This is a genomic window from Flavobacterium cerinum, assembly GCF_024496085.1.
GTDB lineage: Bacteria > Bacteroidota > Bacteroidia > Flavobacteriales > Flavobacteriaceae > Flavobacterium > Flavobacterium cerinum_A.
Genome location: NZ_CP101751.1, coordinates 3,725,751 through 3,740,252, shown reverse-complemented (window position 1 = coordinate 3,740,252; position 14,502 = coordinate 3,725,751). Strand labels below are relative to the sequence as shown.

Annotated in this window: 12 protein-coding genes; all 12 read right to left on the bottom strand. The window is 39.7% G+C overall.

The window, feature by feature from the left end; translation table 11 throughout:
* Window positions 1-2 precede the first annotated feature (2 nt).
* The gene (locus NOX80_RS16885; RefSeq protein ID WP_256550986.1) at window positions 3-1,841 is read right to left on the bottom strand and encodes a carboxypeptidase-like regulatory domain-containing protein; all 1,839 of its coding nucleotides are present in this window, start codon (window positions 1,839-1,841) and stop codon (window positions 3-5) included.
* Between the two features lie 72 nt (window positions 1,842-1,913).
* Complete coding sequence (locus NOX80_RS16880; RefSeq protein WP_256550985.1) at window positions 1,914-3,461, bottom strand: hypothetical protein; 1,548 nt, start codon at window positions 3,459-3,461, stop codon at window positions 1,914-1,916.
* 107 nt (window positions 3,462-3,568) lie between these two features.
* Window positions 3,569-3,787, bottom strand: coding sequence for a hypothetical protein (locus NOX80_RS16875; protein ID WP_256550984.1), 219 nt, complete (start codon window positions 3,785-3,787; stop codon window positions 3,569-3,571).
* Between the two features lie 378 nt (window positions 3,788-4,165).
* Window positions 4,166-5,899 (bottom strand): HAMP domain-containing sensor histidine kinase, encoded by a 1,734-nt coding sequence (locus NOX80_RS16870; protein ID WP_256550983.1) that lies wholly within the window; start codon window positions 5,897-5,899, stop codon window positions 4,166-4,168.
* Window positions 5,900-5,905: 6 nt separating this feature from the next.
* On the bottom strand, window positions 5,906-7,033 hold the full coding sequence (locus tag NOX80_RS16865; protein ID WP_256550982.1) for a sensor protein KdpD: 1,128 nt from the start codon (window positions 7,031-7,033) through the stop codon (window positions 5,906-5,908).
* A gap of 11 nt (window positions 7,034-7,044) precedes the next feature.
* Complete coding sequence (locus tag NOX80_RS16860; protein WP_256550981.1) at window positions 7,045-8,142, bottom strand: porin; 1,098 nt, start codon at window positions 8,140-8,142, stop codon at window positions 7,045-7,047.
* On the bottom strand, window positions 8,142-8,705 hold the full coding sequence (locus NOX80_RS16855) for a K(+)-transporting ATPase subunit C (RefSeq protein WP_256550980.1): 564 nt from the start codon (window positions 8,703-8,705) through the stop codon (window positions 8,142-8,144). Before NOX80_RS16855 ends, NOX80_RS16860 begins: the two co-directional genes overlap by 1 nt.
* Before the next feature lie 21 nt (window positions 8,706-8,726).
* Window positions 8,727-10,772, bottom strand: a complete 2,046-nt coding sequence (gene kdpB, locus NOX80_RS16850; RefSeq protein ID WP_256550979.1) for a potassium-transporting ATPase subunit KdpB — start codon at window positions 10,770-10,772, stop codon at window positions 8,727-8,729.
* Window positions 10,773-10,782: 10 nt separating this feature from the next.
* Window positions 10,783-12,471 carry a potassium-transporting ATPase subunit KdpA gene (gene kdpA / locus NOX80_RS16845; protein WP_256550978.1) on the bottom strand — a complete coding sequence of 563 codons (1,689 nt, stop codon included), beginning with the start codon at window positions 12,469-12,471 and terminating at the stop codon, window positions 10,783-10,785.
* Window positions 12,472-12,489: 18 nt separating this feature from the next.
* A complete protein-coding gene (locus NOX80_RS18640) occupies window positions 12,490-12,567 on the bottom strand; it encodes a potassium-transporting ATPase subunit F (RefSeq protein WP_136402925.1) in 78 nt (25 codons plus the stop codon).
* A gap of 84 nt (window positions 12,568-12,651) precedes the next feature.
* Window positions 12,652-12,933, bottom strand: coding sequence for a DUF7674 family protein (locus NOX80_RS16840; RefSeq protein ID WP_256550977.1), 282 nt, complete (start codon window positions 12,931-12,933; stop codon window positions 12,652-12,654).
* A 163-nt stretch (window positions 12,934-13,096) separates the two neighbouring features.
* Window positions 13,097-14,449, bottom strand: a complete 1,353-nt coding sequence (locus NOX80_RS16835) for a sigma-54-dependent transcriptional regulator (RefSeq protein WP_256550976.1) — start codon at window positions 14,447-14,449, stop codon at window positions 13,097-13,099.
* Between the last annotated feature and the right edge of the window lie 53 nt (window positions 14,450-14,502).

The following is a 14,502-nucleotide window of genomic DNA, read 5'->3' as shown; positions in this document are numbered from 1 at the left end:
GATCAAACTATTTTAGGAATTTGCGGTAATTTTTCGCAGATCATACCGATCAGGAAAAAACTGTCGTAGGTAACCGATTCCGGAGCCAGTGCATATTCCCGGGTTACGGTAATCAGATTTTCAATTTTTAGTTCGCTTTCAAAAACTTTATAACCGTCTTTTTTAACTTTGACTTTGTAGTTGCCCACCGGAAGCTGGAATTCGATGGCTCCGTTTTTATCCGATTCAATCTCTTTAAAAATGGTATTGTTTGTACCGATAACGGATATTTCCGATTTATAAACATTTTGTTTCGAAACCGAATCCGTAATAGTTAAAACGACAGTGGCTAGTGTTTTAACCGGAGTCGGTGTGGTGATGACCGGCGGAAACAAAATCGGATTGGTACGGATGAAACGTTTGATTCCCAAAATTGCATTGGGTACCTGCGGAGCGGGTGTTGGTGTAGGTGTCGGATTAATAATCGGCATCATCTTGATTGTAGGTGCCATTGTTGTTTTGATCCAGGGTTGTTTAATACTGTCCATTGCCTTATAAATCGGAGCCGATGCGATCGGTTTGATCGGTGGTGTCGTAACGGGTGTCGGTTCCAACATATTGGAGTCGTTTTGTTCCGTTTTTGTACTGTAGTATTTAACATTGTTGGACTCTAACGTTTCCTTGTTTTTAATGGCTTTGATAAAGCGAACATTGGTATTGGCATTGGTAAACAATTGATTTTTCATAATGATCGGACCAAAATGAATTAGTTGATCAATATTATTTACAACTGTTTCCGAAATACTGGGATCAATATTGATTTTCAGATTTTTTATCAGGATAAGTTTTTTAGGAAAAGCCGGTAATAAGAAATTATTGCTGATACTTTGTCCGTCGGATATGGGTTGCGTACCGTTCCATTTAAAATATTCGGAGGTAAGTGTAGGCAACGAAAACCAGTTGCGGAGCATCGTTACAATCGAAAATTCCAGTTCGATCCCGATAATGTTTCGTTCGTCATAATCAATCGAAATCACTTCATCCGGAAAGGCATCTTTTTCATTTTTAGCGGTTTCATATAATTGATCCAGTTCCTGTTTTCCGATCGAGAGTTTGATCCATCCGCTGTCATTCGACATAAAATCGTACGGAACAAAGTTGATATCATGATAGGACTCTAATGATTGAATTCCAGTTTTTTTCGACAGTTCCATTGTATTTCTGGAATTGGTCAGATTGGCCAGAAAAATTTCAAGTCCGTCTTTGCTGTTTAGTTGTTTAATGGCTTCTTCAATTAATTTTTTATAGCCCAACAATTTATGATCGACAGCCAGCTTTTCTTTTTTTAGCAGAATTACGTTTAGTTTTTCCAACCAGATATGCTTTTCATCTTCAGAGGCAGCGTCGTCATACGCAGCGACATGTTGTTCCCATTCCCGAACCAATGTTTCGTATAAGCCCAGGTATTTGTCATAGGCCTTTTTCTCTTTGGTTGCTTTTCCTTTGGCATCATATAAAACCTGTTGCGCCGTTTCGTTTACCGTGGCAATGCTGTCCGGATTTAAACCTTGTTCGGAATTGATAAGGTTTCCGTAGACTGTAAATAATGTATTGGCCGGATTCACATCCCAAAACGTATCCGATGTCGGTAAAGAATTAAGTTGAAAGGAAAGATCCTGTTTTTTGAGTAGTCCTTCTCCTTTTAGCGGATCGTCCAACAGAATTTGCGGTAATAATAATTTGATTTCATCGTTTTCATATACCCTTAAAGAAGGACATATCAAAGCCATTTCGGAGGAATTGGAACTTTGTGTTTTATAATATTCCTTAATTTTCTGGAATAAGGCAGTATAATATTTCATAGTAAAGTAGCTTAAAGTAAGGAATTCCAAATACCGGGAACCGGTATTTGGAATTGATTGGAATAAAAAGGATTAATTAACTTCTACCCATTCGTCTTCTTTGATAGACGGTAGTGGATTTGGCGACAGATCAAGGATGTTACATTTTCTTCCGATCAGTAAGATTCCTTTTGAAGCCATTCCCTGTTCTGATCGTTCTCCGGATGAATTGACACGGGTATCGTCGTAACCGTATTTTCCGCCGATAGAGAATAATCCGAAATGAACACCGGCACCGGCACCTACGTGATTTTCTACTTTTTTATAGGAATCACTTCCTTTTTTAAATCCGATTTTCAGGTCGGTTATAAAATATAACTCAGTAGTTACAGCCGGCATTAAACCGCGACCGTTTCCGTCACTAACCATTTGGTTGTTAACCACATCTTGTCCGGTTTTCGAATATTTCCAGAAACGCGATTTGATAAAGGTAGTTCCCAGCCATGGTCGGGAAATAAAACATTTTCCGAGTTTAAAGCTCATTTCAAAATCATTGAAATTATAGCTGGAATCGATTTTTTGATGTGATCCGCTGGCGGTTCCGCCAAAAACACCCAGATAGGAAGCCGCAGCCGACCAACTGTGTTTGGTGTTTTTATACGAAGAATCGTAGCTGGATTTGGTAAATTTATAGTCTACCCATTGCGTTGAATTGGCCAAAGTAGTAGCCGGTAGCGGAGCAGAATAATAGTACGTATTCATACCGCCCAATCCGGTTCTTTTAGCTGCCAGTAATTCCGATTCGTATCGTTTTTTTACGGTGATAAAATTACTGCTTTCAATCTCATCGATATAGTTCATGATTTTTTCAACGGCACCTTTATAACCCAGCGATTCCCATCTTTTTAAAGCATCATCACGCTTTTTGATATAATTTTTCCCGGAAATCGTCATTTCGGCCATTGCATCCGGATCCTGAAGATCAACACGTCTTTTCAGTTCCGCCAAGCGATCATCGGCATCATAAAAAAGCGCTTCATATTCCAGGTATTTTACATATTTAGGCGAAGGGAAAGTGTTGAAAACATACTTCGGATTATCATCCGCATGTTCCGGCACACTGTCATCGAAATCCGGATTTTTCAGTTTTTTGATGGTAAATAATTCATTTCTTAACTTTTCCAGTTTCTTCTCAACTTTAGGATCGATTTTAGAATCTTTAACTACACAAAACTCCATAATATCACTATATACATTGGATACGGTATGGTCGTTTTCAGCGCTGAAAATGGTGAATTTTCGGCTTCCGTCTTTATCTTTTTCCGGAATATTGCTCGGAATCTGATCCACTAAGCGGGCAAACTCCTCAGCATGGGCATAGGCTGAATATTTTTTTTCGTTTCGAAGATCGGTATATTCTTCGTCAGTCATTCCCTCAATTTTCGGGGCAGCTCCGGTAAACCCTTTATGGGCATATTCAAAAGCAGTTTTGTCAATTACAGAGGCAACCGGTTCCCAGGCTACAAAATTATTAGGACCCAGCATTTTCGGATCGCCTCCGTTGGTTAATTTTCGAAATACGTCTCCTAAGATAACGTTCATGAATTCGGTTTCATCCGGCATAGGTGTGAATGTTCCCATAGTGTTTGATTGTTTTGATTGATAATTTCCTACTCTGTTCCGGGCTTTTCGGATCCCGCCATTGCTTGATTGTGTTCGTTTTTTGATTGTTTCCTTTTCAGAACAGATTAACGTCCCTGACTGATTTTAGGATTGATGATTTTGTTGTGAAGATTAAGGGCTATCGCTCCCAATACTATTTCTGCGATTCCTAAAAAGGTAAACAGGTTTCTACCGCATACGATACAAATCGGTTCCGGAATTGGTTTTCTTCCGATGATGATGATGATACCACCAATAATTATGATGATCACCATTACGACTCTAAAAAATAATTTGTTGTTCATGATTGTAATGTTTTAAAGATTATGAATTGATTTTTCTTTTAACGGATAAATAGTAGCTTCCGTTTTTATTGATTTGTTTGTTGGTGTAAAATTGCATTAGTCCAATGATTTGAAACAGAGGAGATTCCCGTATTTTAAAAGGGGATTTATTCCCATGACAGCATGGGAGAATCCCCTGATAAGACCTCCCTTAATTTGGTTAGATGGAAATTTTAAGTTGTTGTATTTTAGTGTGTTATGATTTTGTTGTTTGTTTGAATCCGAATAAGGAAAATAAATTGCCCGGAATTTTTTTAAGCGTAAATCGGGTCAGAGCATAAAAAAAGTCGTCCATTTTGAATCAAAATGGACGACTTTTCAAGTATTGTTGTGTGGTTGTTATTCCGTGACTTTTTTAAGTGATAGAATAAAAGTACTGCCGGAACCCAATTCACTTTCAACGGAGATATGACCTTGCTGCGCTTCTATAAATTCTTTACTGATCGCAAGTCCGAGACCGGTACCTTCTTTTTCGGAACCCGGAATCCGGAAATACCGATCGAATATTTTATGAGTATACTGAGACGAAATACCGAGCCCGTTGTCTTTAACAATGACTTTTACATACGATTCGTCTTCGGTAATTTGAATCTGTATTGCGGTGTTTTCATATGAATAACGAATCGCATTGGTAATCAGATTGGAAACGACCCATGTTGTTTTTTCCCGATCGACCCAAACATCCGAGATAGAATCGGAAAAAGAGGTGAAGAGTTGAATGTTTTTCTGTTCGGCCAGTTTTTGTGTCGCTTCTAAAGCTTCGGTAACAATTTGGCGGGTATTGCTTTTTTCAATCTGCAATTGAGTCTTACCGGTTTCCACCTGTGTAATATTTAATAATTCACCTGTAGTTCGTAATAGTCGTTTGGTATCATCTTTAATACTGGCGATAAGATGTTGTTGCTCTTCGTTAAGCGGACCGATGCTTTCATTTTCCAATAACTGCAAGCTCATTTTCATTGAAGCAATCGGTGTTTTAAATTCATGGGAAACCGTAGCGATAAAGTTCGTTTTGGCATAATCCAGTTCCTTATATAAGGTAACGTTACGCAATATGATAAAGGAACCGACTTCTTTTTTCTCGGTTTCTCCGGTTGGTGTAATGACGATCGGAACAATCTGCTTTTCGAAATAACTCTCTTTATTGTCGGCATATATCGTAAGCGGTTTGTTTTGAGTTATATCCGTTTGATTTCCGGCCAGATGTTGAATCAATGATCGAATCAAGTCATTATAAACAGCGATTTCCTGTACCGGTTTCCCGATAATGTCAGCCGATTTTAAGCCGGATATTTTTAAAGCTTCTTCATTGGCAAACAAAATCTTCTGTGTATCATCCAGTCCGATTACCGGATCGTGCATATTATTAATCAATGTTTCAATTCGTTTCTTTTCCATCATGAGTCGGGCGAGATTACTATCGCTGTATTCCTGCAATTTTTCCGCCATCGTATTAAAAGAACGCGCCAGATCACCAAATTCATTATGACTTTCAAAATGAACTCGTCTGGAATAGTTCTTTCCTGCGATTTGCCGAATACTTTCCGTAAGATCTTTTATCGGATCAGCAATTGTACTTGGAAGATTGACCAATAAGGTAAAAGCAATGATAAAACACATGGAACCTGTGATCGAGATCCATAAAATGGCACGATCAGCAGTTTGAGAAGCGACAATACTTTTCCGTTGGATGGAATCCATATTTAACTTCATAATATCGTTCAGATCGTTGCGAATCAGAGTGATCACCGCTTTATTGTCGGGTTGTTGAGCAAAAGCTTTACTATCTTCAAGCAGGTTTTCGGTTAGTTCTTTTTCACCGATTTCGGTAATATTCCGACTTTGAAGTTCCAGATAGTGTTGGAATTTATCAGGCGATTGTTTCTCGATTTCGATTTTATCCAGTTCCTTCAACATATTTCGGGAATAGTCGAGCGAATTGTAATTGTCGACCAGAATATTTTCCGTGTCGTTAGCCAACGTGTGCAATTGTCGTACGCCTAATGCTACGAGCAGTACGATAAGGAAGAATAGTAATCCGACACCCAGGGTTAATTTGGTTTTTATTTTCATCAGGTGCTAACTTAAAATTATCAGGTCAATATCACTCGAAGATAGTTTATTCAGTAATTCTTTAAAAATGTTTGTCGAAAGAATAATCTTGATGAAATTCATTCGCGGTTTCCCGATACAAACAGTCGTTATTTTTTTGAGTTCCGCCTGTTCGATAATCGCTTTGGCGATTTTGGTATGTTCCACTTTTAAAACTTCGCCGCCGAGTTCCGTAGCGAGTTTGAAATTATTGATCAAGTGACGCTGTTTATCGAGCGCGATTTTATCGGCGCTTTCTTCCGGAAGCTGTACATATAAAACAAACCATTTACTGTTATAATAATTGGCCAGTCGGGCCGTTTTACGAATCACCCTTTTGGCTGTTTTTTCATTACTACTGATACAAGCCATCAATTTTTCCTGACGGATGTTTTTATTTTTGATGACTTCCGTTTCGACTTTTCGTTCTACCTGACTGGCCACTTCCTTTAAAGCCAGTTCCCGTAATTGCAGGATATGTTCACCTTTAAAGAAATTGCGTAGTGCCATTTCGATTTTTCCGGCTTCGTATATTTTTCCTTCTTTTAAACGAGTGATCAGTTCATCGGCAGTTAAGTCGATATTTACCACTTCATCGGCCTGAGCCAATACACTATCGGGAATTCGTTCTTTCACTTCGATTCCGGTAATGTTTTTAACCGATTCGTTCAGGCTCTCGATATGCTGAATATTGACGGCGCTTATCACGTTAATCCCGGCATCGAGAATTTCAAGAACATCCTGCCAGCGTTTTGCATTTTTACTGCCTTCAATATTGGTGTGTGCCAACTCATCGACAATAACGACTTCCGGGCGTAGGTTAATAACGGCCTGAACATCCATTTCTTCGAGTTCCTTACCTTTATAAAACAATTTACGGCGCGGTATAACAGGTAAACCCGCGAGTAGCTCGTGGGTTTCCTTACGGTTATGGGTTTCGATAAAACCGATTTTAATGTCGATTCCGTTTTTTAACAGGGAATGGGCTTCCTGAAGCATACGATAGCTTTTGCCTACACCGGCGCTCATACCGATATACACTTTAAATTTTCCTTTCCTTGATTTTCGGATCAAGTCGAGAAAATGTTGGACATTATCTTCTCTGTTATTTTCCAAAACAATTGGTTTTAAAATGAAACGGCTAATGAGGTTACAGCGACAAAATTATGGGTTACCGGTTCTGTATCGCGTGTAAAAATAGCATCTTTACTATTTAAGTTGCGAGCTTCGACACGCCAAACTACGTTATCCATGATTTTGTAATCCAAATTTACGGAATATCCGAATGTCTGAAAACCGTTTGGTGTACCGGTACTGATAATTACGCCGTTTTTATCGGCATAATATTCACCGCGAGCTGCTAAGCTGACTTTCTCAGTAGCATTATATTTTAAAATCATTACCGGTGAATACCAAAGATTATAACTCGTACTGTGTTTTTCCTTTTGTTCGGCTCCGATATCAAATCCGGTGATTAATCCCCATTTCGGATTTAACTGAAACTGTCCGTAAAAATTATGAAAATAACGCATCCGTTTTTCGATCGCCGGTTTGTCATTTCCGATAAATGAACTACTGTTTAAAGTCACCTTACTATTGGGTTTATAGGTAACCTGATGACCAAAAGCCAGTGATTTGTTTCCGTCTACTCGCTGGATACGTTGCCAGCCGTTTAGTACCAGTCCGCTAATAAACCATTTTTGACTAGGTGAGGTATATGCTATTTTCGCACCGCTTTCATAATAAGGAGAGTTATCGGCAAGGATGCTTCGGGTTAAGGTCCAGCAATCTTTACTGACAGCACTTTCAAAACCGATATGAGAGGCAAAAATCCCGGCATCCACCCAAAGGTTGTGTTTTTCGGACAATCTGATTCCGGCATTGGCTTCGTAAATATTTTTTAAAACGCCGGCTTCCGAAGCGAGATTCGCATTGCTATAAGTTCCGGCCATAATGGCGATGTTAGCGCGAACCCGGTCTTTTTCATAGTTTGCTTTGATATAACCTAAATTCAGATTGATTTCGTTATGGCGGTTATGGGAATAGATAAAGCCCGGACGTGTGTTGTTTTCCGGAGCGTTTACATCGTAAGCATAATAGGTTTCAAGGTAGCCGCTAAAAGTTAAAGGCGATTTTTTTTCCGTATTGTTATCTTCGGTTTGTGCTTGTAAACCAAAGGAAGAAACTAATGCGATTAAGGTCGAATGGAAAATTTTGGTGTTCATTAGGATTGTAATTTATCTAAAGCGATATTGAGTTGTAAAACATTGATTTTTTCAGGACCGAAAAGACCTAATAATGGTTTTTGTGTATTTTCGGCGATTAATTGATTTAGTTTTTCCGGTTCGATAGCCCGGATTTTAGCGATTCGGTTTACCTGTACTTTGGCAGCCTGTACCGAAATATCCGGATCGAGTCCGCTACCGCTTGCTGTAACCAGATCAACAGGGATATCCTTTTTGGATACACCCGGATTCAGAATCAAAAAGGTGTCTATTCTTTTTTGTACTTCAGCCAGGTATTCCGGATTACTCGGACCTTTATTACTTCCGCCGGAACCGGCAGCGTTATAATTAACCGCTGACGGACGGGAATTAAAATATTTCGGTTCGGTAAAGGATTGGCCTATATTAGCGTAATAACTTTTGCCGTTGTATTCCACAATTTCACCTTTTCCTTTATTAGGGGCCAGTTGGGCAATCCCCCAAATAACCAGTGTATAGATTCCGGCAAAGAATACGATACAAACCAATGTTAGTTTGATGCCGGATACGATATAATTTTTCATGATTTTAAATTTTAGTTTTATTTACAGAAACAGTGCAACAATCATATCAATCAGTTTGATCCCGATAAAAGGAACCAATACGCCACCCAATCCGTAGATAAGCAAATTGCGTCGTAATAGTGCCGATGCGCCAATCGGTTTATAGGTAACCCCTTTTAATGCTAATGGAATCAGGAACGGAATAATGATAGCATTAAAAATTACGGCTGATAATATTGCGGTTTCCGGACTGTGAAGTTTCATAATATTTAACCCTTGTAAGGCCGGTATTGCGGTGATAAACAGCGCCGGGATAATCGCAAAATATTTGGCTACGTCGTTTGCGATACTAAAAGTGGTTAAGGTACCGCGTGTCATTAGCAACTGTTTCCCGATTTCCACGATTTCAATCAGTTTAGTAGGATCATTGTCCAAATCTACCATATTACCGGCTTCTTTGGCAGCTTGCGTTCCGCTGTTCATGGCAACACCAACATCAGCCTGAGCTAAAGCCGGTGCGTCATTGGTACCGTCACCCATCATCGCAACCAGTTTCCCTTTATGTTGTTCGGCTTTGATATAATTCATTTTATCTTCCGGTTTGGCTTCGGCAATAAAGTCATCCACTCCGGCTTTTTCAGCAATAAATTTGGCCGTTAACGGGTTGTCACCGGTTACCATTACCGTTTTTACACCCATTTTACGAAGGCGCTCAAAACGCTCGCTGATTCCGGTTTTGATAATATCCTGTAATTCGATTACTCCGATTACCTTTTCATTTTGAGAAACAACAAGTGGCGTACCGCCATTCCCCGAAATTTTAGTTACGGCATCGGTAATTTCTTTCGGAAAAGGAAGCCCTGCTTTCTCACTTATTTTGCGAATAGCATCGAACGCTCCTTTACGAATACGAGTCCCGTCAGGTAAATTAACTCCGCTACAACGGGTTTCGGCCGTAAACTGGATTAATGTTGCATTCTGAATGGAAAGACTTTTGGTAGTGTCTTTGCCGGCCAGTTCCACGATTGATTTTCCTTCCGGTGTTTCATCTGCTAATGAAGACAACGCACAAGCTTTTATAAATTCCGCTTCGTTAATACCGTTAGCAGGATAAAAGTTAGTTGCTTTTCGGTTACCGATCGTAATAGTTCCGGTTTTGTCCAATAACAATACGTCAATGTCACCGGCCGTTTCTACAGCTTTACCGGACTTCGTAATTACATTGGCCCGAAGTGCGCGATCCATACCGGCAATTCCGATAGCGGAAAGTAAACCTCCGATCGTTGTTGGAATCAAACAGACAAAAAGGGAAATAAAAGCTGCAATGGTGATTGGAATATTGGCATAGTCGGCAAAAGGTTTTAAGGTAACACAAACAATAATAAATACCAGTGTAAATCCGGCCAGTAATATTGTAAGGGCAATCTCATTTGGTGTTTTCTGACGGGAAGCGCCTTCCACCAAAGCGATCATCTTGTCCAGAAAACTTTCGCCCGGTTCGGCTGTTACCTGCACTTTGATTTTGTCGGACAGTACTTTCGTACCACCGGTTACCGAGCTTTTATCACCGCCGGCTTCGCGAATTACCGGAGCGCTTTCACCGGTAATGGCACTTTCATCAATTGTTGCCAGACCTTCAATAATTTCACCGTCGGTAGGAATAATGTCGCCCGCTTCACAAACAAAAAGATCTCCTTTTCTAAGACTTGACGACGGTACTATCGTGATTTCGTTTACATATAATTCACCGACTTGCTCTATTTTTTTGGCAGGCGTTTCTTCTCTGGTTTTACGCAAACTGTCCGCCTGCGCTTTACCGCGTGCTTCTGCAATAGCTTCCGCAAAATTGGCAAACAACAAGGTGAATAACAGAATTAAAAAGACGGTAAAATTATACGCAAAACTTCCCTGTGTTGTTTCTCCAGTCAGTATCCAGATACAAACGCCAAGCATAACAGCTGTACCGATTTCCACGGTGAACATAATCGGATTCCGGAAAAGAGAGGCCGGGTTAAGTTTTACAAAAGATTGTTTAAATGCTTCCCCTAAAAGTTCTTTTTGGAACAGGGATTGATTTTTGGTTTTCATCGTATTCGTTTTATTTCATTGAAAAATATTCCGCAATAGGTCCCAGTGTAAGAGCAGGGAAGAAGGATAAGGCCGCAATGATGGCGATAACAGCAAATGTCATCAAACCAAAAGTAGCCGTGTCGGTTTTTAATGTTCCGGCACTTTCCGGGATATGCTTTTTAGCGGCAAGTATACCGGCAATTGCTATCGGGCCGATAATAGGCAGGAATCGGGAAAGTAACAATACAATACCGGTTGTGATATTCCACCACGGATTGTTATCACCTAAACCTTCAAAACCACTACCGTTATTGGCTGCCGATGAGGTATATTCGTATAAAATCTCACTAAAACCGTGGAATCCGGGATTGTTAAGTGTACTTGCACCTTGTTCCGGGAAAGCGGTAGATAAAGCAGTTCCTACTAATATCAGGAAAGGGTGTAATAAAGCAACAATCATAGCGATTTTCATTTCGCGGGCTTCGATTTTCTTTCCTAAAAATTCCGGAGTTCGTCCTACCATCAAACCGCTTATAAAGACGGCCAGAATAATAAAGATGTAAAAGTTAAGAATACCGACACCACAACCACCGTAAAAACAGTTGACCATCATGGCTAATAATTGATTCATACCGGAAAGCGGCATACTGCTATCGTGCATCGAATTGACCGATCCGGTCGAGATCACAGTAGTTGCAATACTCCAGTAACCGGAAGCAGCGGCACCAAAACGAATTTCTTTTCCTTCGGTAGCACCTTGTGTGGTGTCAATGCCCATTTGAGCAATAGCCGGATTTCCTTTTATCTCCGTCATTACAGTAGGTACGGCAAGTGCCAGAAAACCGATTGTCATCACGGAAAAGATCATCCAGGATAGTTTACGTCGGTTCAAATAAAAACCCAAAGCGAATATCATGGCAAAAGGAATGATCATTTGAGCGACCATTTCGGTCATATTGGTCAGGTAGTTTGGGTTTTCAAAAGGGTGTGCCGAGTTGGTTCCGAAAAAACCGCCACCGTTTGTTCCAACGTGTTTGATGGCTACAAATGCAGCAGCCGGTCCGGTAGAAACCTGTACGCTGTCGCCTTGTAATGTTGTCATGGTGTCTTTACCGTTAAAAGTCATCGGTGTACCGTTAAACAATAGGATAACAGCCGTAATAACAGCTACCGGTAATAAGATACGGGTACAGGATTTGATAAAATAGTTGTAAAAATTACCTAGTTTTTCAGTAGTTCGTTCTTTCAGTGCATTAAATAATACAGCAGCAGCGGCTAATCCGATTCCGGCAGAAACGAATTGCAAAAACATTAAAAACAGCTGACTAAGATAACTTACTCCGGTTTCTCCTGAGTAGTGTTGTAGATTACAATTGACAAGGAAAGAGATAATGGTATTAAAAGCCAGATCGGGTGTCATATTCGGATTGTGATCCGGGTTTAACGGCAACCATCCCTGACATAGTAGTATCGCCATTCCGAGAATAAACCAGACCACGTTTATGGCTAGTAAAGCGACCATATGTTGTTTCCAGTTCATGTCTTTTGCGGCATCGATACCGCTTGATTTGAAAAATAACTTTTCGATCGGGTTAAAAACCGGATCAAGAAATGTTTTTTGTCCGGAATAGACTTTAGCAATGTATTTTCCCAATGGTAGTGCCAGTACCAATGTGATCAGAAACATTACAATGATTCCTATAATTTCTGTATTCATTTTTTTCTTTTTAGGGTTTTAGAACTTTTCGGGCTTTAGCAAAACATAACAGATATAGGCAAAAACAGCCAGCGCTATAAAAAACAGTAGTATCATTTTGTTAGATTTTATCGAAATAATAAACAGACATATATAACAGGGCAAAACAAAATAACCCGGTTAAGGTTAGCATAATAGTCATCATACTCCTGAAGTATTAATTTGCTTAACGTATTCTTTGTGTAGGCTAACCGGAAGTAATTTTGCCATCGGATATCGATTCAGTTCCAGATAATGAGAAACGGAATAGAGGTAAACATTAGTAATGGCATTTTTCATTTCGGTATTGCCTTTTTGTAACAGTTGTTCGGCAAGATCCAGACATCTTTTCGTACAAGCTGTTTTTCCTGATTGCAGGCTACGGATGGTAAGATTAGCCAAACGTTCCATTTTTTGAACCAGGGTTTCGTTGAATGTTTTCATAAAGGTTAAATTATTTGTAGTATTTTAACCAAACGACGAACCGGTTTTTTGGAAAAGGTGCTAATGCCTTGATTTTGTTGGAGATATTTTTTTAATGAATTTATGCCAAACGAAAAACCCTATCAAAATGATAGGGTTGCTACTTTCAAAACGATAGGGTTTATTACGTTATTCGGTATTCATCCAGTTTACGATAGAGTGTTGTTAGTGCAATATTCAGTAAACGGGCGGTTTCGGTTTTATTTCCGTTAGTATAATTCAGGACTTTTTGGATATGTATCTTTTCGGCGGAAGCCAATGAAAAAGCCGACATAATCGTGTTATCTCCGTTTCCGGTTTCTTCCTGTAGTTGTTGTAATTCCAAAGGAAGACTACCTCGTGTGAGGGTATCGGTTGTTTCAAGGATTACACCTCTTTCGATAATATTTTTTAATTCTCTGATATTTCCGGGCCAGATGTGCAATTTTAAAAGGTGTAAACAATCGGCGGAGATGGATTTTATTTTTTTTGCGCTTTTCAGTCCGAAGAAATGGAGAAAATATAAGGCTAGCGATTCAATGTCGGTCGGACGGTCTTTTAATGCCGGTAACTGAATCTGGAAAACCGAAAGTCGGTAATACAAATCCTGACGGAAATGACCGTTTTCAATTTCAGTCAGCAGGTTACGGTTGGTTGCAGCAATAACCCGTACGTTTACTTTGGTCACTTTGCTTTCGCCGACTTTAATAAATTCACCGTTTTCGAGTACCCGAAGTAATTTAGCCTGTAAGTCCAGCGGCATTTCGCCGATTTCATCTAAAAATAAAGTACCGTTATGTGCTTCTTCAAATAAACCTTTTTTGTCTTTATGTGCACCGGTATAAGCACCGGCGATATGACCAAACATTTCGCTTTCCAGTAAATCATGACTAAAAGCGGAACAGTTGATCGCAACAAAACTTTTGTTTTTACGCGCTCCGGATTGGTGGATTGCCTGAGCAAAGACTTCTTTTCCGGTTCCGGTTTCCCCGGTTAGTAATACCGTTGTATCTGTTACAGCTACTTTTTTGGCCAGTTCGATCGATTGTAATAACGTTTTCGAGTTTCCGATGATGCCCTCAAAAGAGAATTTAGTATCCAAACGCGCTTCTAATTGAGCAACCCTTTTGGTCAGGGTACTTTTTTCGACAGCCCGATGCAATAGCGGGATAATTTTATTGTTATCATCGCCTTTTACAATATAATCGAAAGCACCGTTTTTGATCGCCTGAACGCCATCCGGAATATTTCCGTAAGCAGTGAGTAGAATTACTTCAACATGCGGATATTTTTCCTTAATCGTTTTTGTTAGTTCTACACCGTTACCGTCAGGGAGTTTTACGTCACACAGTACAATGTCAATCGGGTTTTGCTCCAGTTTTTTCAATCCGGTTTTACAATCGCCTGCCTGGAAAACTTCAAAATTTTCCAATCCGATGATACGCGCCATTAGGGAACGCAGTTTTTCTTCATCGTCTATGATCAATATTTTTTTCAAGGGGAAATACTTAAATATAAAGCAAAGTTATTAAATAAGCCGATACGGTAAGA

What these genes read in the sequence shown, in the direction of transcription:
- NOX80_RS16885 (WP_256550986.1), bottom strand. Translation starts at nt 1,841, where the DNA reads ATGAAATATTATACTGCCTTATTCCAGAAAATTAAGGAATATTATAAA.
- NOX80_RS16880 (WP_256550985.1), bottom strand. Translation starts at nt 3,461, where the DNA reads ATGGGAACATTCACACCTATGCCGGATGAAACCGAATTCATGAACGTT.
- NOX80_RS16875 (WP_256550984.1), bottom strand. Translation starts at nt 3,787, where the DNA reads ATGAACAACAAATTATTTTTTAGAGTCGTAATGGTGATCATCATAATT.
- NOX80_RS16870 (WP_256550983.1), bottom strand. Translation starts at nt 5,899, where the DNA reads ATGAAAATAAAAACCAAATTAACCCTGGGTGTCGGATTACTATTCTTC.
- NOX80_RS16860 (WP_256550981.1), bottom strand. Translation starts at nt 8,142, where the DNA reads ATGAACACCAAAATTTTCCATTCGACCTTAATCGCATTAGTTTCTTCC.
- NOX80_RS16855 (WP_256550980.1), bottom strand. Translation starts at nt 8,705, where the DNA reads ATGAAAAATTATATCGTATCCGGCATCAAACTAACATTGGTTTGTATC.
- kdpB (WP_256550979.1), bottom strand. Translation starts at nt 10,772, where the DNA reads ATGAAAACCAAAAATCAATCCCTGTTCCAAAAAGAACTTTTAGGGGAA.
- kdpA (WP_256550978.1), bottom strand. Translation starts at nt 12,471, where the DNA reads ATGAATACAGAAATTATAGGAATCATTGTAATGTTTCTGATCACATTG.
- NOX80_RS18640 (WP_136402925.1), bottom strand. Translation starts at nt 12,567, where the DNA reads ATGATACTACTGTTTTTTATAGCGCTGGCTGTTTTTGCCTATATCTGT.
- NOX80_RS16840 (WP_256550977.1), bottom strand. Translation starts at nt 12,933, where the DNA reads ATGAAAACATTCAACGAAACCCTGGTTCAAAAAATGGAACGTTTGGCT.